Raw genomic sequence first — 26,901 nt, 5'->3', positions numbered from 1 at the left:
ATCTTTGCACTACATTGACCAGTACGTGCCCCCGCTGACGCATCGCGCGGCATCCGGCTCGGGAAGCCCAATGAGCGCTGTGATCGCATGCCAAGTGCATCCACACCGCAGCAGGACAACTCTGGAAACGACCGATGGAATCTCCAAACGGGTACGCGCCGCGGATTTACTTTTTTCATTCTCTTCTCGTCGGGCCCCTCGATGCCTGGCCCGCGCAGTTCGCTCATGCGGCCGGGCTAGGCTTCGATCATGCGTTGATCGGCGGGCTGTTCGAGCCCGGCCAGGCCGGCCATGGCCAGGTGGTCGGCAATCACGCTCGGCTGCATCCGGTGTTCGAGGCGCAGCATTCGGTGCACGACGCCGTACGCATGCTCGCTGATGCCGCGCGCCGCAACAACCTGACACTGCTGGTCGATCTCGTGATCGACCGCATGGCCGCCGACGGCGTGCTGTACAGCGAGCATTCGGACTGGTTTCACGCGCGTGAGTCCGAGCTCGCACGGCTCGATCCGCGCCACGTGCATCGCGAAGACAACGTTGCCTACGCGAATTTCGACGACCCCGCGACGAGTGCCTCGCTGAGCGTCTGGTGGACCCAGCAACTGCTCGCGCTCGCCGAGGCGGGTGTCGGCGGCTTCCGTTTCGATTCGCCGCATCGCGTGCCGGCTGCCGTATGGCGGCACCTCGGCGATGAAGTGCGCGCGAAGCATCCGCGCGTGCGCTTTCTTGCGGCAACGCCGGGCCTGTCGCGCGGCGATCTGCCCGGTCTCGAAGCAGCCGGCTTCGACAGCGCGTTTTCGTCGGTGCGCTGGTGGGATTTCCGTTCGAGCTGGATGGCCGAGGAGCATGCGGCGCTCGCGCGCGTTGGTGCGCCGATCGCCTTTCCCGAAGCGCCGTACGGTACGCGCCTCGCCGCCGAGCTGAGCGACGTGCATGATGCGGCGATCGTCGAGCGGGCGTATCGACGCGCGCTGTTCACGTCGGTTGCATTGGGCAGCGGCTGGATGATGCCAATGGGCTTCGAATACGGCATCGCCGAACCGATGTCGCAAACGCGCGGCGACGCCGCGCAGTTCGCCCGCGCCGCGCAGTCGCGCCGCTTCGATCTGAGCGCCGCCGTCACCCAGGCCAACGACTTCGCGCGCAACACGCCGACGCTGCACGCGAACGGTGAATTGCGCCCATTGAGCGGCCCCGGCGCATCGGCCGCAGTTCTGCTGCGCGGCGACGCAGCCGATTTGCGCGACGCCAGCGAAGCAGTCCTGATCTTCGTGAATCCCGAACTCGGCGCGCCAGTGCGTGTCGATCCCGCGCGCTTCCTCGCGGGCGTGCCGGGCAGCTTTACGCGCTTCGCGCCGCTCGATGCGCGCGGCCGAACCGAACCCGCGGCACTCGCGCCGTTCGCGCTCGCGCCCGGTGCGGTGCGGCTGCTGCGCGCGTTCAAGGAAAAGCCGATCTACCTCGCGCCGCCGATCGACAAGGCGAACAGCAAGCGCAGCGGCCGCAAGACTGTGCTCGACGCGATCGAAGCGCCGCGCGTCGCAATCGAGAGCGTGTCGCCGTCGGTGGAGAACGGTCGCTTCGCGGCCAAGCGCAGCGTCGGCGAGCGCGCGGAAATTCGCGCGGCGATCTTCGCCGAAGGTCACGACAAGATCGCGGCTGCCGTGCTGTGGCGCGCGGCCGACGAAACCGCGTGGCACGAAGAACTGATGTCGCCCGCGCCGCCGGCCGGGCTCGACTTGTGGAGCGCGCGCATTCCGCTCGAGCGGATCGGCCGCTACGAGTTCACCGTGATCGCGTGGCGCGACGACTTCGCGTCGCTCGTCGAGCACATCCAGAAGAAGCAGAAGGCGAACCAGACCGTCGAGCTAGAACTCGACGAAGCCGCGCATCTGTTCGCGCTCGTGCTCGCCGAAGTCGAGACGACCGAAGGCGCCGACAAGGTGCCGCTCGAACACATCGTGCGCGACTTCCAGAAGGCCGACGCCGAACAGAAACTCGAAGTGATTCTCGCGCCCGCCACAGCGAAGGCAATAACCGCTGCGCGCCATCGCCCGTTTCTGAGCCGCGACCCCGTGATCTACAAGATCGACGCGGAACGCACGGCCGCCTATTTCGCGAGCTGGTACGAGATCTTCCCGCGCTCGATGAGCGACGACGAGTCGCGCCACGGCACGCTCGCGGACGTGACCGCGAAGCTGCCGCGCATCCGCGACATGGGCTTCGACGTGCTGTACTTCCCGCCGATCCACCCGATCGGCCTCGCGAACCGCAAGGGCCGCAACAACACGCTGACCACGCAGCCGGGCGATGTGGGCAGTCCCTATGCGATCGGCGCCGCCGAGGGCGGTCACACCGCCGTGCATCCGCAACTCGGCACGCTCGACGATTTCAAGGCGATGCTCGCCGCCGCACATGCGCATGGCCTCGAGATCGCGCTCGACTTCGCGATCCAGTGCTCGCCCGATCACCCGTGGCTGAAGGAGCATCCGACGTGGTTCGCGTGGCGCCCCGACGGCACGCTGCGCTACGCCGAAAATCCGCCAAAGAAGTATCAGGACATCGTCAACCCGGACTTCTACGCGCACGACGCCAAGCCCGACCTGTGGCTCGCGTTGCGCGACGTGATCCTGTTCTGGGTCGACGCGGGCGTGCGCATCTTCCGCGTAGACAATCCGCACACCAAGCCGCTGCCGTTCTGGGAATGGATGATCGCCGACGTGCGTGCGCGCCACCCCGACACGATCTTTCTCGCCGAAGCCTTCACGCGGCCGCGCATGATGAACCGGCTCGGCAAGATCGGCTTCTCGCAGTCGTACACGTACTTCACGTGGCGCGAGTCGAAGCGCGACTTCACCGAGTACATGGGCGAACTCACGCAGACCGGCGCGCGCGATTTCTATCGGCCGAACTTCTTCGTCAATACGCCGGACATCAACCCGCGCCATCTGCAATCGCAGGGACGCACGGGCTTTCTGATCCGCGCGGCGCTGGCCGCGACACTGGCCGGCCTGTGGGGCGTGTATAGCGGCTTCGAACTGTGCGAGGCCAGCGCGCTGCCGAACAGCGAAGAGTATGTGGACTCCGAAAAGTATCAGTTGCGGGCGTGGGACTGGCACCGGCCCGGTAATATCGTCGGCGAGATCACCGCACTGAACCGCATCCGTCGCGCGAATCCGGCGCTGCAAACGCATCTCGGTCTCACGTTCCTCGCCGCGCACAACGACCACATCCTGTGCTTCGAGAAAGCGACCGAATCGCGCGACAACGTGATCGTCGTCGCGATCAATCTCGATCCGTTCAACGAACAGGGCGCGGACATCGAGTTGTCGTGGGACACGTTCCAGCGCTGGCATCTACACGATCACGCCACACTCGAAGTGATCGACCAGATGACCGGCGCACGCTTCGAATGGCACGGACGCTGGCAACACGTGCGGCTCGGCTCGGGCCAACCCTTCTCGATCTGGCGCATCGCGCCGCTAGGCGGCCTGCCCGCCGATCGCCCCGAGGACAGCGGCCACGATCCCGACAGCGCTCCTCACGCAGACGCTGTCAACCCAACCTGGATGGAAGGTGGAACATGAAGCGCGACGATCCAGCCCAAACCGCGCACGAGGCGCAAACGGCCGTGGCCGTCGGCACCGCGGCGAAGGTACGCACGCGCCGCCGCGGCAAACCCGCGGCCCTCAGCGACGATCCGCTGTGGTACAAGGACGCGATCATCTATCAGGTGCACATCAAGTCGTTCTTCGATGGGAACAACGACGGCGTCGGCGATTTCCCCGGTCTGATGGCCAAGCTCGACTACATCGCCGAGCTCGGCGTCAACGCGATCTGGCTGCTGCCGTTCTATCCGTCGCCACGCCGGGACGACGGCTACGACATCGCCGACTACCGCAACGTACATCCCGACTATGGTCAGCTCGCGGACGTGCGGCGCTTCATCCAGGAAGCGCACGCGCGCGGCATCCGCGTGATCACCGAGCTCGTCATCAACCACACGTCGGATCAGCACCCGTGGTTCCAGCGCGCGCGGCGCGCGAAGCCCGGCTCGAACTATCGCAACTACTACGTGTGGTCCGATACCGATCAGAAGTACCCGGAGACTCGCATCATCTTCATCGACTCGGAGCCGTCGAACTGGACGCACGATCCGGTTGCGGGCGCGTACTACTGGCACCGCTTCTACTCGCACCAGCCCGATCTGAACTTCGACAATCCGGCGGTGATGAAAGAGGTGCTGCAGGTGATGCGTTTCTGGCTCGACATGGGCATCGACGGGCTGCGGCTCGATGCGGTGCCATACCTCGTCGAACGTGAAGGCACCAACAACGAGAACCTGCCTGAGACGCACGAGATCCTGAAGCGGATTCGCGCGACCATCGACGCCGAGTACCCGAACCGGATGCTGCTCGCCGAGGCGAACCAGTGGCCCGAAGACGTGAAGGAGTATTTCGGCAACGAAGACGAATGCCATATGGCGTTCCACTTCCCGCTGATGCCGCGCATCTACATGTCGATCGCGAGTGAAGACCGCTTCCCGATCACCGACATCATGAAGCAGACACCGGAACTCCCCGAATCGAACCAGTGGGCGATCTTCCTGCGCAATCACGACGAGCTGACGCTCGAAATGGTCACCGATTCCGAGCGTGACTATTTGTGGAACACCTATGCGAGCGATCGCCGCGCACGTTTGAATCTCGGCATTCGCCGCCGTCTCGCGCCGCTGATGGAGCGCGACCGCCGCCGCATCGAGCTGATCAACTCGCTGCTGCTGTCGATGCCCGGCACGCCGGTCATCTACTACGGCGACGAACTCGGCATGGGCGACAACATCCACCTCGGCGACCGCGACGGCGTGCGCACCCCGATGCAGTGGTCGTCGGATCGCAACGGTGGCTTCTCGCGCGCCGACCCTGAGCAACTGGTGCTGCCGCCCGTGATGGGTACGCTGTACGGCTTCGACGCGGTCAACGTCGAAGCGCAGAGCCGCGACCCGCATTCGCTGCTGAACTGGACCCGCCGCATGCTTGCGACGCGGCGCGCGAAGCAGACCTTCGGACGCGGCACGATCCGTTTTTTGAAGCCGGAAAACCGCAAAATTCTCGCGTATCTGCGCGAGATGCCCGGCGAGGCGCCGATCCTGTGCGTCGCGAATCTGTCGCGCGCGCCGCAGGCGGTCGAGCTCGAGCTGTCAGAATTCAACGGCTTCGTGCCGATCGAGATGACCGCCGATTCGGTGTTCCCCGCGATCGGTCAGCTGACCTATCTGCTGACGTTCCCGCCCTACGGCTTCCTGTGGTTCATGCTGTGCGAAGGCGGCGGGCGTCCGACATGGGCGCAGGCGCATTCCGAGCCGCTGCCCGAGTTCGTCACGATCGTGATCCGCGAAGGACAATCCGGGCCGACACCCGAAAACGTGCGGCTGCTGGAATCCGAGGTGCTGCCGTCGTGGCTGAGCCGGCGCCGCTGGTTCGCGTCGAAGGATCAGAAGATGCATGCGGTGCGGCTGGCCGCACTGACCACGATTCCGAACGGCGGCTTTGCCTTCACTGAAATCGAAGCGGACGTCGGCGACCACACCGAGCGCTACGTTGTGCCGATCGCGATCACATGGGGCGGCGAAACCACCACGCCGCTGTTTCTGCAACTGGCGCTTGCACGCGTGCGGCGGGGCCGCAACGTCGGCCATCTGACCGACGCGTTCTCGCTGCCGATCTTCGCGCACAACGTGCTGCGCAAGATGCGCGAGCGCGCGGTCGTGCCGACCGTGCAGAAGAGCGAGATCAAGTTCCTGCCGACTGAGCGCTTCGCCGAACTCGACGGTCTCGGCGAGCGGCCCGAGATTCGCTGGCTCGCGGCCGAACAGAGCAACAGCTCGCTGATCGTCGCCGATGCCGTGGTGCTGAAGCTGGTGCGGCGGCTCGTCAGCGGCATCCATCCGGAAGTGGAAATCAGCCGCTATCTGACGCAGCTCGGCTATGCGAACACCGCGCCGCTGTATGGCGAAGTGGTGCGCGTCGATCCCGAGGGCGTGCCGCATACGCTGGCGATCCTGCAGGGCTTCATCGACAATCAGGGCGATGCGTGGAACTGGTCGCTCGACTATGTGCGCCGCTCGGTCGACGAACTCGCGATCGCGATCGACACCGAAACGCAGACCGTATCCGATCGCACGAACGAGTCGATTCTGCTGGACGGTTACGGCGAACTCGCGGGCATCATCGGCCGCAGGCTCGGTGAGTTGCACGTCGCGCTCGCCACGCCGAGCGACGACCCCGCGTTCGCGCCGGAACCGGCCAACGCCGACCAGGTGAAGGCGTGGGTCGACGCGACGCAGACCATGCTAGCGGCAGCGCTCGATCTGCTCGCGCCGCGCATCGCGGACATGAGCGACGCGGACACGAAGGGGCTCGCGCAAAGTCTGATCGATCGCCGCGCCGCGCTCGTCGAGGCCGTCGACAATCTCGTGCCGGGCGACGCGGGCGCGTTGCGCATCCGCATCCATGGCGACTTCCATCTCGGCCAGGTACTGGTCGCGCACGGCGACGCGTATCTGATCGATTTCGAAGGCGAGCCCGCGCGTTCGCTCGACGAGCGTCGCCAGAAATCGAGCCCGTTGCGCGACGTGGCCGGTCTGATGCGCTCGCTGTCGTATGCGAGCGCAGCCGCGCAATCGACCACCGAAAGCGCGCCGCAACAGACCGCCGATCGCAAGCGCGCGCTGTTCGAACGCTTCCGCGCGCACGCGACCAGCGCGTTCCTCGCCGAATACCGCGCGGCCGCCGCGCAGTCGCCGGCGCCGCTCGTCGCGCCCGAATCCGAAGAGGCGCTGCTCGATCTGTTCCTGATCGAGAAAGCCGCTTACGAGATCCGCTATGAGGCGGCCAACCGGCCGACGTGGCTCGGCTTACCGGTGCGCGGCCTCGCGGCGCTCACGAGCCGTCTGCTCGGCGACACCGGCACGCCGCCGCACCACGATCCATCAACCCAGGCGCCTGGCGCGGCCACGCCGCCTAACCCGGCCGAGGGCGACTATGAGTGAGCATGATCCGGCCGCAGGCCTTCAACCCGTCGATATCGACGCGCTCGTCGAAGCGCGTCACCCCGATCCGTTTTCGCAGCTCGGGCTGCATCAGACGGACGCGGGGCCGATCGTGCGCGCGCTGCTGCCGAACGCCGCGCACGTCACCGTGATTTCGCGCGCTGATGGCGCGACGCTCGGCGAACTCGAACAACTGCGCCCTGGCCTGTTCGCGGGCCGCATCACGTCGGCGATGCCGTATCGCTTGCGCATCGACTGGCATGGTGTGGTGCAGGAAGTGGAGGATACCTATTCGTTTGCTCCGGTGCTCGGCGACGAGCCGCTCGAACGTCTCGCGCGCGGCGATCCGTACGCGGTGCTCGAATGTCTGGGCGCGCGGCCGGTCGACGTCGACGGTGTGCCGGGCGTGCGCTTTGCGGTGTGGGCGCCGAATGCGCGGCGCGTGTCGGTGGTCGGCGACTTCAATGCGTGGGACGGCCGCCGCCATCCGATGCGGCTGCGTCACCAGGCGGGCGTGTGGGAGCTGTTCGTGCCGCGCGTCGGCGCCGGCACGCGCTACAAGTACGAGCTGCTGTCGCGCGACGGCCATCCGCTGCCGCTGAAGGCCGACCCGTGCGCGATGCAGACGGAAAAGCCGCCGGGCACCGCATCGATCGTCGCACACGTCGACGAGATCGAGCAGTTTCCGTGGAGCGATCACGAGTGGATCCAGTCGCGCGCCGACAAGCAGACCGCGCGCACGCCGATCACGATCTACGAAGTGCACGCGGAGTCGTGGCTGCGCGTCGCCGAGGAAGGCCAGCGTGGTCTCGTCTGGGAAGAACTCGCCGAGCGGCTGATCCCCTATGCGAAGAGCATGGGCTTCACGCACATCGAATTTCTGCCGATCGCCGAGCATCCGTTCGGCGGTTCGTGGGGCTATCAGCCGCTCGGGCAGTTCGCGCCGTCCGCGCGCTTCGGCAAGCCCGAGCAGTTCGCGCGTTTCGTCGATCGCGCGCACGAAGCAGGGCTCGGCGTGATTCTCGACTGGGTGCCCGCGCATTTCCCGAACGACGCGCATGGCCTGATCGATTTCGACGGCACGCCTCTCTATGAGCATGCCGATCCGCGCGAAGGCTATCACCAGGACTGGAACACGATGATCTACAACCTCGGCCGCAACGAGGTCAGCGCGTTCCTGATCGCGTCGGGGCTCGCGTGGTTGAAGCGCTATCACATCGACGGCCTGCGCGTCGATGCGGTCGCGTCGATGCTGTATCGCGACTACTCCCGCGCGGCCGGCGAGTGGGTGCCGAACATCTATGGCGGCCGCGAGAATCTCGAATCGATCGCGTTCCTGAAGCGGTTGAATCACGAGGTCCGCTATGTGCCGGGCGCCCCCGGCGCGATCACGGTCGCCGAGGAATCGACCGCATGGCCGGGCGTGACCGCGCGCCTCGCGGACGGCGGCCTCGGCTTCGACTTCAAGTGGAACATGGGCTGGATGCACGACACCCTGCACTACATGCACGAAGACCCGATGTATCGCCAGTATCACCACCACAACATGACGTTCGGCATGGTGTACGCATATTCCGAGCACTTCGTGCTGCCGCTTTCGCACGACGAGGTGGTGCACGGCAAGGGCTCGCTGCTCGGCAAGATGCCCGGCGACCGCTGGCAGCGTTTCGCTAATCTGCGCGCGTACTTCGGTTTCATGTGGACGCACCCGGGCAAGAAGCTGCTGTTCATGGGCGGCGAATTCGGCCAGATGGCGGAGTTCGACCATGACGGCTCGCCGCATTGGCATCTTCTCGACGATTCGAACCACCACGGCGTGCAATTACTGGTGCGCGACCTGAACCATCTGTATCGCAACGAGCCCGCGCTGCATCTGCTCGACAGCGAACCGGGCGGCTTCGAATGGTTGATCGGCGACGACAGCGGCAACAGCGTGTTCGCCTATCGGCGCACCGACGGCGCGGGCCAGGAGTTCGTCGTGGTGTGCAACATGACGCCGGTGCCGCGGCTCGGCTATCGGCTCGGCATGCCGCGCGGCGGACGCTGGGTGGAAGTGCTGAATACCGATGCAGGCGTGTACGGCGGCTCGAACATGGGCAACGGCGGGCTGATTCATTCCGACCATGTATCGAGCCACGGCAGGCCACACTCCGCCGCGCTGACCTTGCCCCCGCTCGCGACGATCGTATTGCGCGCGGACTGAGGAAACGTGCCGCAACCCGGGCGCGCGGCGCACAGGCAGCCGCCGCGCGCCCGTTGCATGAAGACCCAGGCAGACCCGAGCTCCAGCTCGACAATCAGAACAGGAAAGGGAAATCATGTCGCATGCGTTGCCCGACCGGTTGCTGCCCGGCTCGCCGTATCCGCTCGGCGCGAACTGGGATGGGCTGGGTGCCAACTTCGCGGTGTTCTCGGCCAATGCGCAGAAAATCGAGCTATGCCTGTTCGACTCAACCGGCCGCAAGGAGATTCGCCGCTTCACCATGCCCGAATGCACCGACGAGATCTGGCACGGCTATCTGCCGAACGCGCATCCGGGCACCGCGTACGGCTTTCGCGCGCATGGGCCGTATCAGCCGCACTTTGGGCATCGTTTCAATCCGCACAAACTGCTGCTCGACCCGTATGCGCGCAAGCTCGTCGGGCAGTTTCGCTGGTCCGACGCGCTGTTCGGCTATCGCGTGCATTCGAATCGCGCGGACCTTTCGATCGACCGGCGCGATTCCGCGCCCGCGATGCCCAAGTGCGTCGTGATCGACGAGGCGTTCGACTCGTCGCACGACAGGCGGCCCGACGTGCCGTGGGGCGAGACCGTGATCTACGAAACGCACTTGCGCGGCGCGTCGATGCTGCGCTCTGATCTGCGCCAGCATGAACGCGGCACATTCGCGGCGCTCGCGTCGCCAGAGTTCATCGAGCATCTGCTGAAGCTCGGCGTGACCGCGGTCGAGCTGCTGCCCGTGCACGCATTTCTGAACGACCGCTTTCTCGTGGAGCGCGGCCTGCGCAATTACTGGGGCTACAACACGGCGGCGTTCTTCGCGCCGGAGCCGACCTATCTGAGCACGCACCGGCTCGACGAAATGCGCATCGCCGTGCGCCAGCTGCACGCGGCCGGCATCGAGGTGATTCTCGACGTGGTCTACAACCACACTTGCGAAAGCAATGAAATGGGCCCGACCATTTCATGGCGCGGCCTCGACAATGCCAGCTATTACCGGCTGATTCCCGGCGACCAGCGTCACCATATCAACGACACGGGCTGCGGCAACACGGTCAATCTGCCGCATCCGCGCGTGCTGCAGATGGTGATGGATTCACTGCGCTACTGGTCGACCGCGTTCAATATCGACGGCTTCCGTTTCGATCTCGGCGTGACGCTCGGGCGCGAAAGCCACGGCTTCGATCCGGGCTCGGGCCTGTTCGACGCGTTGCGCCAGGACCCGGTGCTATCGCAACGCAAGCTGATTTCCGAGCCATGGGATCTCGGCCCTGGCGGCTATCAGCTCGGCAATCATCCGCCGGGATTCAGCGAATGGAACGACCGTTTCCGTGACACGGTGCGACGTTTCTGGCGTGGCGATGCCGGCCTGCGGCCCGACCTCGCCGCGCGCCTGACCGGTTCGGCCGATCTGTTCAACCGGCGGCATCGCAAGCCGTGGGCGTCGATCAACTTCGTCACGTCGCATGACGGCTTCACCTTGGCCGATGTCACCGCGTACGAGCAGAAGCACAACGAAGCCAACCTGGAAGACAACAACGACGGCCACAACGAGAATTGCAGCCGCAATTGGGGTCTCGAAGGCGCGACCGACGACCCCGCGATCCTCGCGATCCGCCGTCGCGTGTCGCGCTCGCTGATCGCGACACTGATGATCGCGCTCGGCACGCCGATGCTGCTTGCCGGCGACGAGGCGCTGCGCACGCAGCGCGGCAACAACAATGCGTACTGTCAGGATAACGACCTATCCTGGATCGACTGGGACCTCGCGGATTCGCCGGAAGGTCAGCGCATGACCGAGTTCGTCGCGCGCGTGATCGGGTTGCGCAAGCGCCATCCGCTGCTGCGTGAAACGCGCTTTCTGTTCGGCGACCGCGAAGTGCTGCCCGGCCTGTTCGACGTCGGCTGGTTCGACGAACACGGCGATCCGCTGACGATCGAAGCGTGGCAGGACCCGGAGGGACGCGCGTTCACGTTGCGTCGCGCGGGTCCGGGCCTGAATGGCGAAACCGAAGTATTGTTACTGATGCTCAACGCTCACGAGGAACCGCTGCAGTTCGCGCCTCCCGCGCCGCACCTGGAATGGCATGTGCTGTTAGACACGGCCGATCCGGAACGCGCGCCGCAGCGGCTCGCGACGGCCGAACTCGAGGTCGCCGCGCACGGCCTCGTGATACTCGCCGCGCAACCGACCGGTGAAGCGGATTGGCAAGCCGGCTGGGTGGCTGGCGCGCAGCACGGGCCGCGGCTGTTGACCGCGCTGCCGCCCGATCCGGGCGCGCAGACCGCAAACGACGATGGTTCGCAATGAACGATGCACTGCGGCGACCTGGTTCGAGCGTGGACAAATCGCACCGCAGCCGGGGTGGCAAGAATGTTGCAACGCAATGCCTGCTTGCGTTGCGGCGCATTGCCGTCCAGGCTCGTTAGCAGATTCGAATGGTGAAGACATGTCTGAAAGTCCGATCGATCCCCACACGCATCATCACGCGCACTGCCTGCCGTTCAGCGCGCAGTTGATCGGCGCGGGCGGCACGCGACCGCGCACGCGGTTCCGTTTTTGGGCACCGTCGTGCAACAGCGTGCGGGTGGTCGTCGAAAACGGCCCCGCGCAAGGCACGCACGACATGGCTCCGACCGGCAACGGCTGGTTCGAGACCACCGTGGAGAGCGGCGCGGGCACGCTGTATCGGTTCCAGCTCGACGACGGGCAGGCGGTGCCCGATCCGGCCTCGCGGTTCCAGCCGCGGGACGTGCACGGCCCGAGCGAGGTCATCGATCCGCGCACCTACCATTGGGAACACACCGAATGGCACGGCCGGCCCTGGGAAGAAACGGTGCTGTACGAATTGCACGTCGGTGCGATGGGCGGGTATGCGGGCGTGCAAAAGCGCCTGCCCGAGCTCGCCGCGCTCGGCGTCACCGCCATCGAACTGATGCCGCTGAACGACTTTCCCGGTCGTCGCAACTGGGGTTACGACGGCGTGTTGCCGTACGCGCCCGACTCCGCATACGGCCGCCCAGAAGAACTGAAGGCGCTGATCGACGCCGCGCATGGTGTGGGCCTGATGGTGTTTCTCGACGTCGTCTACAACCATTTCGGACCGGACGGCAACTATCTGCATACTTACGCGGAGCCGTTTTTCCTCGCAGGCGTGAACACGCCGTGGGGCCCCGCGATCGACTTCGAGCGCAGCGAAGTCAGCGACTTCTTCACCGACAACGCCGTCTACTGGATCAACGAGTACCGCTTCGACGGACTGCGCTTCGATGCGGTGCATGCGATCGACAATCCCGGGTGGCTGCGCGAGCTGTCGGACCATATCCGCGCGCGCGTGCAGCAGGGCCGTCACGTGCATCTGGTGGTCGAAAACGAGCACAACAGCGCGAGCCTGCTCGGCGCGCATTTCGACGCGCAATGGAACGACGACGCGCACAACACGCTGCACGTGCTGCTGACCGGCGAAACCGAAGGCTATTACCACGCGTATGCCAACGAACCGATTCGACGGCTCGCGCGAGTGCTGGCCGAAGGCTTCGCGTATCAGGGCGAGCCGTCGCCGCTGCACGATGGTGCGCCGCGTGGCGAAGCGAGCGCGCATCTGCCACCGACGTCGTTCGTGATGTTTTTGCAGAACCACGATCAGATCGGCAACCGTGCGTTCGGCGAACGTCTGCGCAAGCTGACCTCGGATGACGCGCTGCGCGCCGCGACCGCGTTGCTGTTGCTGTCGCCGCAAATTCCGCTGCTGTTCATGGACGAGGAGCATGGATCGACGCAACCGTTCCTGTTTTTCACCGATTACACCGGCGATCTCGCCGACGCCGTGCGCGAAGGGCGACGCCGTGAATTCGCGCGCTTTGCCGCGTTCAGCGATGAGAAACGCCGCGCGCAGATTCCCGATCCGAACGATGCCCAGACCTTCGCCGCCTCGTCGCCACCCGCGCCCGATGTAAAGCCGACGCCGGATCGGCTCGACTGGATGCATTACTACAAGTCCGCGCTCGCCGTGCGCGCGAAGCTGATCACGCCGCGCCTGAAACATACGAAGGCGTGCGGCGCGACCGTGCTGCGCGATGCCGGTGGCGGCGACGCGAACGCGCTGATCGCGCGCTGGAAACTCGGCGATGGCGAGACGCTGTCGATCGCGCTGAATCTGTCGCAGCAGAACGTCGCGTTCGACGCCATCCCCGACGGCAAGATCATTTTCGAAACACCGCCGCGCGCGCGCGAACAGGCCGACGCGCGGATGTTGCCCGCGCATGCGTGCATCGTGTGGCTGACCGGCGACATCCACGAATTCGCGAGCCGCCACGATGCGCGCATCGCATCGCACGAGGAGCAGCGCGCGTGACGACCCGACGCCCCAACGACAGGCTCGCCGCGCTCGCCACCCGCGCAGGCTTCGAGGTGGAGTGGCAGGACGCGCACCACAATACGCAGCACGTGCCCGAAAAGACACTTGGCACGCTGCTCGAACGCATGGGTCTGCCGTGCGGCAACGCCACGGATATCCGCCACAGCGCCGCTGTTCTGGAGGCCGAACTATCGGGCCGCCGGCTACCGCCGCTGATGACCGCGGTGATCGGGCGTGGCATCGCGCTGCCCGCGGCCGCGGTCAGGTCGGGCAGCCATTACCGGATCGAGCTGGAGAGCGGCTCGATCATCGACGGCCGCTTCACCGCGCCGAAAGGCGAGGAAGCGCTGCTCGCGCCGATCGACGAAACCGGCTATCACACGCTCGTGATCAACGACCAGCGCATGACGCTCGCGGTCGCGCCGCCGCGCTGCTACACCGTCGCCGACGCGTGGCGCACGCTGCACGGCGGCGACGGAGAAGGCGAACGCGAAGCCGCGCCGCCACTGTGGGGCATCGCCGCGCAACTGTACGGCTTGCGCCGCACCGGCGACGGCGGCATCGGCGATTACACGGCGCTCGCGCAGCTTGCGCGGCACGGCGCGCAGCACGGCGCGCACGCGCTCGCCGTCAGTCCGACCCACGCGATGTTCAGCGCGCAGCCCGAGCGCTTCAGCCCGTACGCGCCGTCGTCGCGTTTATGGCTCAACGTCACGCATATCGATCCGGCCGCGGTGTTCGGCGCGGATGCGTCCGCGTCCGCATCGGCGCAGGCCGGCAACGCGTGGTCCAAATATGAAGAGCTGCCGCTGATCGATTGGCCGCACGCGAGCCCGCTGAAGCTCACGGTTTTGCGCGCGCTGTACGAGCAGTTCAGCGCCAACGAGCGCCCGCAGCACTCGCCGCGCGCGCTCGAATTTCACGGCTTCTGCGAACGCGCGGGGCGCGCGCTCGAAGATCATGCGCGCTTCGAAGCGCTGCAGGCCGCGCAGCTCGCGCAAGGCGGCGACGGTCATTGGCGCAACTGGCCCGATGCGTTGCGCGACCCACGCAGCCCCGAAGTCGAGGCGTTCGCCGCCGCGCATCGCGACGAGGTCGACTTTCATCTGTTCCTGCAGTGGCTGGCATCGCGCGGCCTGTTGCACGCTCAGCACACCGCGCGCGAAGCCGGCATGGCGGTCGGCCTGATCGCCGATCTCGCGGTTGGTTGCGACAGCGCCGGCAGTCATGCATGGTCCTATCCCGACGACATGCTGCAGGGCGTGTCGGTCGGCGCACCGCCCGATCTCTTCAACCAGGCCGGCCAGTCGTGGGGACTCACGACCTTTTCGCCGCGCGCGATGCGCACACAAGGCTTCACCGCGTTCATCGACATGCTGCGCGCGGCGTTCGCGCATGCCGGCGGCATCCGCATCGATCACATCCTCGGCTTGCGGCGTCTGTGGCTCGTGCCCGAAGGCGAAAGCGCGCGCAATGGCGCGTATCTGCGCTATCCGCTCGAAGACCTGCTGCGGCTGATCGCGCTCGAATCGTGGCGGCATCGCGCGATCGTGATCGGCGAGGACCTCGGCACCGTGCCGTCCGGGTTTCGGGAGCGGCTCGACGAGCACGGCATCGAGGGGATTCGCGTGCTGTGGTTCGAAGGCGCCCACGACGGCAACGGCTTCAAGGCGCCGGCCGATTGGGACCGCTACGCGGTCGGCACGACGACCACGCACGATCTGCCGACCGTCGCCGGCTGGTGGCGCGGCAGCGACATCATGTGGCGCAACCGCATCGGCCAGACGATAGCGCGCGCCGATGGGCGCGATCCCGAGGAAGCGGCGCTCGAAGAGCGCGCGCAGCAGCGCGCCGACTTGTGGCGCGCGTTCCAGCAAGCGGGCGTGGCCGCGCCCGATGTCGCGCCGCCGGACGCCGACAACGCGCCGGTCGACGAAGCGCTCGCATTCGTCGCCGCGACACCCGGGCCGCTCGTCACGTTTCCGCTCGAAGACCTGCTCGCGCTCGACGAGCAGCCGAACCTGCCGGGCTCGATCGACGAACATCCGAACTGGCGCCGCCGCATGACGCTGCCCGTCGACGCGATGTTCGACGACCCCGTGTTCACCGACCGCCTGCTGGCCGTCGACGGCGCGCGCCGCGCCGCCGCGCCTTCATCCCACACTTCCGCGGAGCCTGACACGCCATGACCGTTCCACGCTCCACACTGCGCCTCCAGTTCCATCGAGGCTTCACGTTCGACGACGCCGCACGGCACGTCGACTACTTCGCCGCGCTCGGCATCAGCCACCTGTACGCCTCGCCGATCACGACGGCCGAGCCCGGATCGATGCACGGCTACGACACCGTCGACTACACCCAGGTCAGTGCCGAATACGGCGGCGAGTCGGGCCTGAAGCGCCTCGTCGACAAGCTGCGCGCGCACGACATGGGGCTCATCGTCGACATGGTGCCGAATCATATGGGCGTCGGCGGGTCGAGCAACGCGTGGTGGCTCGACATCCTCGAATGGGGCCGCCACAGCGCGTATGCGCGTCATTTCGACGTCGACTGGCATTCGCCCGATCCCGCGCTGCGCGGCAAGGTGCTGCTGCCGACTCTCGGCGCGTCGTACGGCGAAGAACTGGCGGCGGGCCGCATCGGGCTGCATTTCGCGGCCGAGAGCGGACGCTTTCATATCGGCTACGGTCCGCACGTGTTCCCGATCTGCCCGGTCGATTACGCGGCCATCCTGCAAGGCGCCGACCGCGCCGATCTGAGCGCGCTCGCGAATCGCTTTCAGGGGCTCACCACGCAGCCCGCCGATCAGCCGCGCGCCGCCGAGGCGCGTGACGCGCTGCGCGAGTTCGTCGCGCGCGAAGGCGAGTCGGCGATCGAGTTCGTGCTGGAGACTTACGCGCCAGAGGATCCGGTCACGCGCGACCGGCTGCATCGGCTGATCGAGCGGCAGCATTTCCGGCTCGCGTGGTGGCGCACCGCCTCCGACGAAGTGAACTGGCGGCGCTTCTTCGACATCTCGACGCTCGCCGGCGTGCGCGTCGAGCGGCCCGAGGTGTTCGAGGCGGTGCACGCGCTGATCTTTCGCCTCTATCGCGAAGGGCTCGTCGACGGCTTGCGGATCGATCACATCGACGGGCTCGCCGAGCCGCGCGAATACTGCCAGCGTTTGCGCCAGCGGCTCAGCGAGTTACGCGACACCGCGCCGTATGTGGTGGTGGAGAAGATTCTCGGCCGTGGCGAGCCGTTGCGCGACGACTGGCCCGTCGACGGCACGACCGGCTACGACTTCATGAGCGACGTCGGCGCGCTGCTGCACGATCCGGCCGGCGCGGACCCGCTCGCCGGTACGTGGGCCGAGCTCACCGGCCGCAGCGCGCGCTTCGCCGATGAAGCGCACGCGGCGCGGCGCAAGATTCTCGCGGAAAACTTCTCGGCGGAACTGGACCGCGCGGCGCGCGCGCTGCATCGGATCGCACGCGATTCGCTGAGCACGCGCGACTTCACGTACCCGGCGCTGCGCCGCGTGCTGACCGAACTGGTCGTGCATTTCTCCGTGTACCGCATGTATCCGCTGGGCGGACTGCGCAGCGCCGCCGACAACGTCTATTTCGAGGAGGCGCTCGCGGGCGCGCGCGCTTCGCTGCCGCGCTCGGACCATGCGGCGCTCGAGCGCGTGAATGCGTGGCTCGGCGGCAGCGCCGAAGAGGCCCCGCCCGCGCGGCCCGGCGCGCAGTCGCAGCAGCAGGCGCAAGGCGGCGGAGCGCCGCCGCATGCGGGCTCGTCCCGGCGCAGCGCGCAAACGCTGTTTTCGCAGCTGACCGCGCCGCTCGCCGCCAAGGCGATCGAGGACACCGCGTGCTATCGCTACGGCCGTCTGCTGTCGCGCAACGAAGTCGGCTCGGACCCGGGCGAGTTCGCGCTGTCGGTGGAGCAGTTTCATGCGGGCAATCTCGAGCGCGCGCAACGTTTTCCTCATGCGATGCTTGCGACCGCCACGCACGATCACAAGCGCGGTGAAGATGTGCGCGCGCGGCTCGCGGTGCTCAGCGAGATCGCCGACGAATGGGGCGCGACGTTGCGTGCATGGTCGACGTTGAACGCACCGCAGCGTCGAGCGCTCGACGGCACGCCGATCAGCAGCGTGAGCCAGGACAAGAGCGACGCCTGGGCTCCCGGCCCCGCCGCCGAGGCGATGCTGTATCAGACGCTGGTGGGCTGCTGGCCGCCGGCGCTGCGCGCCGACGACGAAGCCGGCATCAAGGAGCTGGCCGAGCGCGTCGCGCAATGGCAGTTGAAGGCGCTGCGCGAGGCGAAGCTGCAAACCAGCTGGCTCGCGCCCGACGAAGCCTACGAAGCCGGCTGCCGCGAATTCCTGTTCGGCATCCTTGCGCCGCAGCGGCGCGACGCCTTTCTGAAGGAGCTGTCGGCGTTCGTCGAGCGCATTGGTCGCGCGGGCGCGCTCAACAGCCTGCAGCAGACGGTGTTGCGCGTCGCGTCGCCTGGGATCCCTGATCTTTATCAAGGCACCGAACTGTGGGACTTCAGCCTCGTCGATCCGGACAATCGGCGGCCCGTCGATTTCGCGAAACGCGAGGCGCGGCTGCCGCAGACGCAAACGCCGCCGTCGGAATTTCTGACGGACTGGCGCGACGGGCGCGTAAAGCTCGCGGTGATCCAGCGCGTGCTGGCGTTGCGCGCGCATCTGCCGGAGCTACTGAGTCAGGGGGCGTATCTGCCGCTCACGGTGCGCGGCGCGCATGCGTCGAGTGTGATCGCGTTCGCGCGGCGGCATGGCAATGCGTGGGCCGTGGTGATTGCCAGCCGGTTGGCCGCGCGACTGCTTGGCGATGATGCTGGTCTGCCGCTCGTCGAGCCGGCGCAATGGGCGGATACGGCCATCGAAATGCCGCCCGATCTGTCGGCGCGTGCGCTGTTCGATTGGCTGAGCCCCGCCGCGCCGAAAGTCGACGATCACGGGCTGCTGTATCTGCGCGACGCGCTCGCCGCGATGCCGGTCGCGGTGTTGGTGGAGGATGGGGTGCCTCGAAGCTGAGGCGGCTAAGAAGGGTTGAGGCTTCGGGTTGGCTCGGCCCTCAACCGCCCTCGTCGTCGAACAGCTTCGGATACACGCGCACGAGCACGATGCGCGGCCCCTTCATCTTCTTGACCACGACGTCGAAGTCTTCGAACTCGACGCGCTGTCCTTCGCTCGGCAGATCGTTGAGCGCCTGGATCACGAGCCCGCCCACCGATTCGGCCTTGCCTTCATCGATGTCGATACCCAGTGCACGTTCGAGCGACACCACCGGCAAGCTGCCCTTGCCCATCAGCGTGCCGTCGTCCATGCGGGTCCAGTCGGCGTCGCCCTGGCGGAATTCATCGTGGATCTGCCCGACCAGCGCGCCGAGCAGGTTGTCGAGCGTCAGGAAGCCGATCGGTTTCGCGTTCTTGTGGCCGACCAGCGCGAAGTGCGGCGCGCCCTTGCGAAAGCGCCGGAACAGTTCGAGCGCCGGCATGTCCGGCTTCACGTACTGCACGGGGCGGACGTAGCGCGACAGGTCGTCGAGCGTGCTGCCCGCCTGGCGCGCGAGCAGCAGGTCCTTCAGATGGATCATGCCGGCCACGCGTTCGCCGGATGCATCCTCGAACAGCGGATAGCGGCTGAAGCGGTGCCGCGCGACCACCTGCATGTTGTCGCGCAACGGCAGATCGCGCCGCAGGCACACCATTTCATGCGACGGCCGCATCAGGTCCGATACGGTCATTCGCGAGAAGTCGAGCGAGTGCGCGATCGTGTTCCATTCGTCCTGGCTGTACGCGCCGGTCGACACACCGAGTTCGCTCGCGACGTTCGCGCGGCGGCCGCGCAGGATCAGCTTGAGTTCCTCGGTCGAGTAACGCGAGTCGTGACCCTGGTCGGTATCGAGCCCCGCGGCCTTCAGCACCGCGTTCGCGCTCGTGTTGAGCAGCCAGATGGCCGGGTACATGGCCCAGTAGAAACCGTACAGCGGCGTCGCGGCCCACAGCGAAATTTTCTCCGCCTCGCGAATCGCGAGCGACTTCGGCGCGAGTTCGCCGACCACGATATGCAGGAACGAAATACACGAAAACGCGAAGAACAGCGAAATGCCATGCATCAGCTTCTCGGACTCGACGCCGATCACGGTGAAAAGCGGCATCAGCAGTCGCGCGAACGCTGGTTCGCCGATCCAGCCGAGGCCGAGCGACGCGAGCGTGATGCCGAGCTGACACGCCGACAGATACGCGTCGAGCTGTCCGTGCACCTTCGCGAGCAGACGTCCGCGCATGCCATGCTGGGTGGCAAGGCTTTGCACGCGGGTCTGCCGCAGTTTGACCAGACCGAATTCGGCGGCGACGAAAAAGCCGTTGAGTGCAACCAGAAACATTGCACCGATAAGAGCGACAACCTGGGTCAAAGCGACGGGCTCCGGCAACAAAAGTTGTCAGTATAGGGGCTGAAAGCTCGATGAAATCTTGATTGTGCGCTAACGCATTCGCGCGCGACGCTCATTTCGGCGCCGCCGCGCTGAACGGCACGCGCAGCACGAGCGTGGCGGGGGTCGCGGTGACGCCGTCCGCTTCCGTCGTATCGCTTTGCTCGAAGCTTCCGCCGTGCGCCTCCGCGACGCGTTTGCACAACGCGAACACCCACGCGATGCGCTTCGCCTCGCGCGGTTCGCCCGCCTGCTTGCGCGCGAACGCTTCGAGCACATGCGGCAGCGCGGCGTCATTCAACGCGGCCTCGTTCGGCTCGTACGTGACGCTCGCATGCCATGTGCCGTTGTCCGCGCGCGCGGCCAGTGCGACCTCGGTGCCCCGCGCGCTCGCTTCGACGGCGAACATCAGCATCAGCCACGCCGCGGCGGCGAGCCGAGCGCGGTCGCCGTTCAGTTGCTCGGTGGCGATCTGCGAGTCGAGCCGCACTTCGACGCCGCGCGCGCGGGCGAGGCCGGCGCGGACTTCCTCGACGGTTTCGTCGAGCAGCGGATGCAGCGGAAAGGGTTCATACGTGAGCGCGAGCGATTTCGTTTCGGCGCGCGTCGCATCGACGATCGTCTCGAGCAGTTTCACCTGCTGATCGACGCCGCTGCGAATGCCGGTGATCGCGCGCTGTGAATTGGGATCGTTCGCGTCGAGCTTGCGCTCGAGCACGTACGCCCAGCTATGAATCGCATTCAACGGACCGCGCAGGTCGTGCGACACCAGCGACAGCACGTGATCGCGCATGAACAACGCGGTTTCCGCGCGCAGCCGCGCGCTGCGTTCGGTGATGACGAAGCCGGCCGACGCCGGCTGGGCGCCAGCAGTCCCGTTGGGTGACGTAGTCACGATCGAGTCCTCTCAGGCAATGCTGGATGATGGGGGGAAGCCTCATTATAGGCATCCCGTTCGGACCGACCAGTCGAGGCCGAATCGCGACGCGGGATGCAATCCGCATGCCATGCGCGGAACCGGATCAGACTCCGCGATCGACGTCAACGCGCCTACAATGTCGGCTTTACGTTTTGATCTGAGGAGCAACGCATGTCGACTGTGACGACCGAATCCGGCCTGAAGTACGAAGATCTCGTGGAAGGCACCGGCGCCGAAGCCGTGGCCGGCAAGACCGTGACCGTGCATTACACGGGCTGGCTGACCGACGGCCAGAAGTTCGATTCGAGCAAGGACCGCAATGACCCGTTCGCGTTCGTGCTGGACGGCGGCATGGTCATCAAGGGCTGGGACGAAGGCGTGCAAGGCATGAAGGTCGGCGGCAAGCGCAAGCTGACCATTCCGCCGCAACTCGGCTACGGCGTGCGCGGCGCGGGCGGGGTGATTCCGCCGAACGCGACGCTCGTGTTCGAAGTCGAACTGCTCGAAGTCTGAGTCACGCCTGAGTATTGTCATGGGCCACGCCGCCGTCACCGCCCCCAACGTTTCGTTGCGCTGCTATGGCGCGATCGAAGCGTCGGACGTGCACGACTTCCATCAGGTCGTGCTGGGGCTCGACGGCGCAATGGTGATGGCGGTTGACGGCGTCGCCGAGCAGATCGACGCCGGCTCCGCATGGCTGATCCCGGCCGGCGCGCGGCACGATTATGCGGGTGTCGGCACGAACCGGCAGCTCGTGCTCGATTTGCCTGCGGCGTCGCTGGCGGTGCCCGAGCGGTTGTTCGAGCGCGCGCGCGCCGTGGCCGTTGATCCATCGCTCGCACAGCTCGTGCACGCGATTGCCGCGCATGCTGCGGGCGGCGTGGGCGAAGCGCAAGGTAATGCCTTCGGTCACCGTCGCTTTCATTGGGATGCTGCGGCACGCCTGGGCGCCGCGCTCGTCGCCGATTCCGGGGCACTAGCCGGTGTGCAGAGCGAAGGCGTTCGCCTCGATTTCGCGCGCATCGACCGCTGGCTGCGCGCCCATCTGTCCGAGCCGCTGAAGATCGCGGACCTCGCCGCGCACTGCGGCTTCGGCATGCGGCGTTTTCATCAACTGTTTATCGATGCGTTCGGCGAGACGCCGCATCGCTATTTGCAGCGGCTGCGGCTCGACACGTCGATCACGCTGCTTGCGGATCCGCGTCTTTCGTTGACCGATGTCGCGCTCGAGATCGGCTTCGGCGATCAGAGCGCTTACACGCACGCGTTCACGCGACGTTTCGGACTGGCGCCCGGGCAGTGGCGCGCGTTGCGGCACTGAGCGTGGCGGAGGTGGCGCGGAGGGCTTTGAGACCCTTGAGGCCATTTGAAGCCTGTATGCCGCGCACAGGTTTTGCCCTGCCTGTCAGCTTTCGAGCCCACATTGCAGATCCGCAGGGATATCGCCCGCGTTTTCAAGCCCTACCGCAAGCCGGATCAGACCTTCGCTGATGCCCGCCGCCGCGCGCGCTTCGCGCGTAATGCGGCCGTGCGTGGTCGTCGCCGGATGCGTGATCGTCGTACGCGTGTCGCCCAGGTTGCCGGTGATCGAGCAGACTTTCGTGCCGTCGATCACGCGCCATGTGTTCGTACGCATCTGCTCGGGCGTGTCGCCCTTCAATTCGAACGACACGATCGCGCCGCCCAACTTCTGCTGACGCATCGCGAGCGCGTGCTGAGAATGCGATTCGAGCCCCGGATAGAACACCCGGTTGACGGCCGGATGCGAGTCGAGCCAGCGCGCGATTTCGAGCGCATTCGCCGACTGCTTCTCGACGCGCAGCGACAACGTTTCCATGCCTTTCAACAGTACCCACGCGTTGAACGCGGACAGCGTCGGCCCGGCGCTGCGTACGAACGGAAACACCTTTTCCATGATGATTTTCTTCGAACCGACCAGCGCGCCGCCGAGCACACGACCCTGGCCGTCGAGGAACCTGGTCGCCGAATGCATGACGACGTCCGCGCCGAGCTTCAGCGGCTGCTGCAACGCCGGGCTGCAGAAGCAGTTATCGACGACGAACAGCGCATTCGCGTAATGCCGAACTTGCTGAAGATCTGCGAGAACATGCCGAGCGTCTAGCCGAACAGCGCCCGCGAGCTGACGAGGTGATCGCCCGCCTGCAACGTCGACATCACGACCGACATGATCGCGGCCATGCCCGAAGCCGTCGCGATGCAGGCCTCGCCGCCTTCGAGCGCGGCCAGACGGTCCTGGAACATCGAGACGGTCGGGTTCGAGAAGCGCGAGTACGTGAAATAGTCCTCGGAGTTCCTGAAGCGTTCGGCGGCGTCCGCGGCGCTCGCGAACACGAAGCTCGAGGTCAGGAAGATCGCTTCCGAGTGCTCGTTGAAATCGCTGCGCACGGTGCCCGAGCGAACGGCCAGCGTGTCGAAGTCAAAGTCGTGGAAGTCGTCCATGTTGGTTCTGGTCTCCAGGTTTCCGTGGCGGCTTCCGTGGCTAAATGAGGCAGCAATAAAAAAGCCCGCTTTTGCGTCGGCATAAGCGGGCTTCATGTGCGGGGAGGCTGGAGCCAGGGCGGACGACCGTGGCGTTCCGCCCTTCGCTTTAGCTGTTTCGGGTTGCCCCGCGTCCGCAAGCTGAGATCAAATCGACGCAAGCCAACATGTTAATGCGCTCGGGGCGCGGTGCGTACGCTCAACCCACCGACAGTTGCAGATGCAGCTGTGAACGCGCCGGGCCGCCACCGTCGATCGCTTCGCTCGCGGCATCGCGATCCCATTGCGACGACGGCGCGAGACGCGCGCTTTCGATGCGGTCGAGGTATTCGGTCGTGATGTCGCCGGTCACGTAGTTGCCGTCGAAGCACGAAGCCTCGAACTCCTTCAGCGCCGGATTGATATCGCGCACCGCCTGCTTCAGCGCATCGACGTCCTGATACACGAGGTGATCCGCGCCGATCATGCGCGCAACTTCCTCGTCCGAGCGGCCGTGCGCGACCAGTTCGCCGCGCGTCGGCATATCGATGCCGTAGACGTTCGGGAATTTCACCGGCGGCGCCGCCGACGCGAAAATCACCTTGTTCGCGCCCGCATCGCGCGCCATCTGCACGATTTCATGCGACGTCGTGCCGCGCACGATCGAGTCGTCGACGATCAGCACGTTCTTGCCCTTGAACTCGATGTTCATCGCGTTCAGCTTCTGGCGCACCGACTTCTTGCGCACCGCCTGCCCCGGCATGATGAAGGTACGGCCTACATAGCGGTTCTTGAAGAAGCCCTCGCGATACTCGACGCCGAGCTTCTTCGCGACCTGCATCGCGGCCGGGCGCGACGAATCGGGAATCGGCATCACCACGTCGATTGCGACGTCGGGCAGCTCGCGCCTGATCTTCTCGGCGAGGTAGTCGCCCATGCGCAGACGCACGTTGTAGACCGGCACGCCGTCGAGCACCGAATCCGGACGCGCCAGATACACGAGTTCGAAGATGCAGGGGTTCAGGCTCGTGGTCGTCGCGCATTGCTGCGAATGCAGTTGGCCTTCGGTGTCGATGAAAATCGCCTCGCCCGGCTGCACGTCGCGCACGAATTCGAAACCGATGCCTTCGATCGCCACCGATTCCGACGCCAGCATCCACTCGACGCCCTCTGCCGTTTCGTGCTTGCCGAGGCACAGCGGACGGATACCGAACGGGTCGCGGAAACCGAGCAGGCCGTAGCCGGCGATCAGCGAAACGATCGCGTACGAGCCGCGCACCCGGCGATGCACGCCCGACACCGCCTTGAACAGCGCGGCCGGATCGAGCTGCAGACCCGAACTCGACAGTTGCAGCTCGTGCGCGAGCACGTTGAGCAGCACTTCAGTATCGGAATTGGTGTTCACGTGGCGGCGGTCGATGCGGAACATCTCATCTTTCAGCTGCTGCCAGTTGGTGAGGTTGCCGTTATGCGCGAGGATGATGCCGAACGGCGCGTTCACGTAGAACGGCTGCGCTTCTTCTTCGCTCGACGCCGAACCGGCGGTCGGGTAACGGACCTGGCCGATGCCCGTCGTGCCCGGCAGGCTGCGCATGTTGCGCGTGCGGAACACGTCGCGCACCATGCCATTGGCCTTGTGCATGTGGAAATTGCTGCCGTTCGCCGTGGCGATGCCGGCGGCGTCCTGACCGCGATGCTGCAGAAGCAGCAGGCTGTCATAGAGCAGCTGGTTGACCGGGGAATGGGAAACTACGCCTACGATGCCGCACATGGCATGTCCTTCAAAGGTACGAAATTCGTGATGGCGACCGGTGCCTGCGACCGCGCCCGCGCTTTCATGCGACGGCACGCGCTACGACGTCAAGGCAGCCGGTATGCGCCGGAGTCCTGTTGCGCATTGCTCGGGGCGCCCGAATCGTCCACATGGACGTAAGCGGCGAGCGCCTCGGGGAGCAGCGGTTTCATTGCGCGTACGCCCGCAACCGCATACGGACGAAACAGCGCGTTGCGCCAGAATTCCTCTTTGGGCAGTTCGGTCAAGCCTGCGAGGGCGACCAGAATCAGCACCAGAACGAACCCACGCACGAGGCCGAACATCAAACCGAGCGAGCGGTCCGCACCACCCAGTCCCGTGACCTGCACGAGGCGGCTGAGCAGCGCGCTCACCACGCTCGTGACCAGCACTACGCCGATCACCACGAGCGAAAAGGCCAGCAGCCACTGCGTCAACGCGCCGCCCGGCCAGGTAGACGGGATATACGGGACCACGTAGCCCACAAACTCGCAAGCGATGAAAAACGCCGCGACCCAGCCGATCAAACCAAACACTTCCGACAGCAAACCCCGCCAGGCGCCTCGCAGCGCCGACAAACCGATCACCGCCATTACAGCGTAGTCGAAGGCAGTGAACATCGCTCGCTTACTGTGCGCTGCCGCCGTTCGAGCCCGACACGAGGCCCGCCTCGCGGACCTTCGCGACAGCGGCGGTGGCCGCGGCGCGGTCGGCGAACGGGCCTGCACGCAGCAATGTCAGCGTCGAGCCGTCGGCTTGCTTCCTATGCTCCGTATATGTGGGCACGCCTGCCGCTTTCAACTTCGCGGCCCAATTGCGCGCGTTCGCTTCGTTCGAGAAAGCGCCGAGCTGCACCGCGAAACGGTTGCCCGGCGGCGAGGCCGGCGTGCCGGAGTTCGCGTCGGCGCTGACGGGGGCCGTGTTCGCTTCGTCGTCGGTCGACGCCGACGGTGCGGTGGCGGGTGCCTTCGTCTGTTTGGCGGGGGCAGCAGGCGCGCTGTTGGCTGCGAGCGATTGCGTTTGCGGCTTCGCGGCGGGCTTCGGCGTCGCGGCGGTAACAGCGCCAGTTGCGGCGGAGGGGGTCGCGCCTTGTTTCGCTGCGGTCGATTGCGTCGATTGCGTCGATTGCGTCGATTGCGTCGATTGGGTCGATTGCGTCGATTTGGCGGCGGAGGCCGAGGCGGCCGCCGTGGTCGCCGCGCTCGTTGCCGGCGCGAGGCCGGACGCAGCCACGCCCGTGTCGCCGGCCGGCGGATTGTCCGGCGCGACGCCGGCCTGCAAGTCTTCGTTGGCGGCGGATCTGGAGAGCTTCGGCGCGGGCCGGTTCGGAATGTCGATCGAGATGTCGTCGGTGACGGGCTTGGGGTGCGAGTCCAACACCATCGGCAGGATGATCACCGCCGCGACAACCAGTGCGATTGCGCCGACGAGCCGGCGGCGCGCGCGCTGCTTTTCCGGCAGCGTGGGGTCGAGCAGCATTGCATCTGCATCGACGGTGCGCTCGGTGCGGCGGGTGCGCCGCTCGACGCGTTCACCCCGGGTGGCCCGATTGGAACTGGTGTTTGCGCCGCGCCGGCTGGGCGCGTCGTCTTTCTTGCCGAACGAGAAAATTCCCATGAATCGCTTG

14 protein-coding genes and 1 pseudogene are annotated in these 26,901 nt (G+C 66.2%); 9 read left to right on the top strand and 6 right to left on the bottom strand.

Annotation, left to right across the window (positions count from 1 at the left end):
- Positions 1–134: 134 nt before the first annotated feature.
- From OKW41_RS04365 to treY, 7 genes are all read left to right on the top strand, one after another.
- Positions 135–3,587, top strand: coding sequence for a maltotransferase domain-containing protein (locus OKW41_RS04365; protein WP_429571692.1), 3,453 nt, complete (start codon positions 135–137; stop codon positions 3,585–3,587).
- Positions 3,584–7,051, top strand: a complete 3,468-nt coding sequence (gene treS, locus OKW41_RS04360) for a maltose alpha-D-glucosyltransferase (protein ID WP_429571691.1) — start codon at positions 3,584–3,586, stop codon at positions 7,049–7,051. The genes OKW41_RS04365 and treS overlap by 4 nt, the downstream gene beginning before the upstream one ends.
- Positions 7,044–9,254 carry a 1,4-alpha-glucan branching protein GlgB gene (gene glgB / locus OKW41_RS04355; protein ID WP_429444950.1) on the top strand — a complete coding sequence of 737 codons (2,211 nt, stop codon included), beginning with the start codon at positions 7,044–7,046 and terminating at the stop codon, positions 9,252–9,254. Before treS ends, glgB begins: the two co-directional genes overlap by 8 nt.
- 115 nt (positions 9,255–9,369) lie before the next feature.
- Positions 9,370–11,583: a glycogen debranching protein GlgX gene (glgX, locus tag OKW41_RS04350; RefSeq protein WP_429444948.1), complete on the top strand. Its 2,214-nt coding sequence runs from the start codon at positions 9,370–9,372 to the stop codon at positions 11,581–11,583.
- Between the two features lie 139 nt (positions 11,584–11,722).
- Positions 11,723–13,627 carry a malto-oligosyltrehalose trehalohydrolase gene (gene treZ, locus OKW41_RS04345; RefSeq protein WP_429444946.1) on the top strand — a complete coding sequence of 635 codons (1,905 nt, stop codon included), beginning with the start codon at positions 11,723–11,725 and terminating at the stop codon, positions 13,625–13,627.
- On the top strand, positions 13,624–15,819 hold the full coding sequence (gene malQ / locus OKW41_RS04340; RefSeq protein WP_429571690.1) for a 4-alpha-glucanotransferase: 2,196 nt from the start codon (positions 13,624–13,626) through the stop codon (positions 15,817–15,819). The genes treZ and malQ overlap by 4 nt, the downstream gene beginning before the upstream one ends.
- Positions 15,816–18,683 (top strand): malto-oligosyltrehalose synthase, encoded by a 2,868-nt coding sequence (treY, locus tag OKW41_RS04335; protein ID WP_429571689.1) that lies wholly within the window; start codon positions 15,816–15,818, stop codon positions 18,681–18,683. Before malQ ends, treY begins: the two co-directional genes overlap by 4 nt.
- A 40-nt stretch (positions 18,684–18,723) precedes the next feature.
- Here the strand turns inward: treY and OKW41_RS04330 are convergent, their stop codons facing one another.
- The gene (locus OKW41_RS04330) at positions 18,724–20,067 is read right to left on the bottom strand and encodes a hemolysin family protein (RefSeq protein ID WP_429571688.1); all 1,344 of its coding nucleotides are present in this window, start codon (positions 20,065–20,067) and stop codon (positions 18,724–18,726) included.
- Positions 20,068–20,158: 91 nt separating this feature from the next.
- A complete protein-coding gene (locus OKW41_RS04325; RefSeq protein WP_429571687.1) occupies positions 20,159–20,980 on the bottom strand; it encodes a sensor histidine kinase in 822 nt (273 codons plus the stop codon).
- A gap of 195 nt (positions 20,981–21,175) precedes the next feature.
- Between OKW41_RS04325 and OKW41_RS04320 the strand changes: the two genes are divergently transcribed.
- Positions 21,176–21,517: an FKBP-type peptidyl-prolyl cis-trans isomerase gene (locus tag OKW41_RS04320; protein WP_090808322.1), complete on the top strand. Its 342-nt coding sequence runs from the start codon at positions 21,176–21,178 to the stop codon at positions 21,515–21,517.
- 19 nt (positions 21,518–21,536) lie between these two features.
- The gene (locus tag OKW41_RS04315; protein ID WP_429571686.1) at positions 21,537–22,325 is read left to right on the top strand and encodes a helix-turn-helix domain-containing protein; all 789 of its coding nucleotides are present in this window, start codon (positions 21,537–21,539) and stop codon (positions 22,323–22,325) included.
- An 84-nt stretch (positions 22,326–22,409) separates the two neighbouring features.
- On the opposite strand, the pseudogene OKW41_RS04310 reads toward OKW41_RS04315, so the two are convergent.
- The 4 genes and pseudogenes from OKW41_RS04310 to OKW41_RS04295 all read right to left on the bottom strand — a co-directional run bounded on the left by OKW41_RS04310 (position 22,410) and on the right by OKW41_RS04295 (position 26,891).
- Positions 22,410–23,464, bottom strand: a pseudogene (locus OKW41_RS04310) (PLP-dependent transferase).
- A gap of 238 nt (positions 23,465–23,702) precedes the next feature.
- Positions 23,703–25,253: an amidophosphoribosyltransferase gene (gene purF / locus OKW41_RS04305; RefSeq protein ID WP_429571685.1), complete on the bottom strand. Its 1,551-nt coding sequence runs from the start codon at positions 25,251–25,253 to the stop codon at positions 23,703–23,705.
- Positions 25,254–25,342: 89 nt separating this feature from the next.
- A complete protein-coding gene (locus OKW41_RS04300) occupies positions 25,343–25,894 on the bottom strand; it encodes a CvpA family protein (protein WP_429571684.1) in 552 nt (183 codons plus the stop codon).
- Positions 25,895–25,901: 7 nt separating this feature from the next.
- Positions 25,902–26,891, bottom strand: coding sequence for an SPOR domain-containing protein (locus tag OKW41_RS04295; RefSeq protein WP_429571683.1), 990 nt, complete (start codon positions 26,889–26,891; stop codon positions 25,902–25,904).
- Between the last annotated feature and the right edge of the window lie 10 nt (positions 26,892–26,901).

The organism is Paraburkholderia sp. UCT70, from assembly GCF_050434085.1.
GTDB classification, from domain to species: Bacteria; Pseudomonadota; Gammaproteobacteria; order Burkholderiales; family Burkholderiaceae; genus Paraburkholderia; species Paraburkholderia tuberum.
Note: the sequence above shows the minus strand (reverse complement) of the source record. Positions and strands in the feature narration are given on the sequence as shown.

Bases quoted from the DNA above. Each gene is read 5' to 3' on its own strand.
- OKW41_RS04365 (WP_429571692.1), top strand. From the start codon at position 135: ATGGAATCTCCAAACGGGTACGCGCCGCGGATTTACTTTTTTCATTCT.
- treS (WP_429571691.1), top strand. From the start codon at position 3,584: ATGAAGCGCGACGATCCAGCCCAAACCGCGCACGAGGCGCAAACGGCC.
- glgB (WP_429444950.1), top strand. From the start codon at position 7,044: ATGAGTGAGCATGATCCGGCCGCAGGCCTTCAACCCGTCGATATCGAC.
- glgX (WP_429444948.1), top strand. From the start codon at position 9,370: ATGTCGCATGCGTTGCCCGACCGGTTGCTGCCCGGCTCGCCGTATCCG.
- treZ (WP_429444946.1), top strand. From the start codon at position 11,723: ATGTCTGAAAGTCCGATCGATCCCCACACGCATCATCACGCGCACTGC.
- treY (WP_429571689.1), top strand. From the start codon at position 15,816: ATGACCGTTCCACGCTCCACACTGCGCCTCCAGTTCCATCGAGGCTTC.
- OKW41_RS04320 (WP_090808322.1), top strand. From the start codon at position 21,176: ATGTCGACTGTGACGACCGAATCCGGCCTGAAGTACGAAGATCTCGTG.
- OKW41_RS04315 (WP_429571686.1), top strand. From the start codon at position 21,537: ATGGGCCACGCCGCCGTCACCGCCCCCAACGTTTCGTTGCGCTGCTAT.
- purF (WP_429571685.1), bottom strand. From the start codon at position 25,253: ATGTGCGGCATCGTAGGCGTAGTTTCCCATTCCCCGGTCAACCAGCTG.
- OKW41_RS04300 (WP_429571684.1), bottom strand. From the start codon at position 25,894: ATGTTCACTGCCTTCGACTACGCTGTAATGGCGGTGATCGGTTTGTCG.
- OKW41_RS04295 (WP_429571683.1), bottom strand. From the start codon at position 26,891: ATGGGAATTTTCTCGTTCGGCAAGAAAGACGACGCGCCCAGCCGGCGC.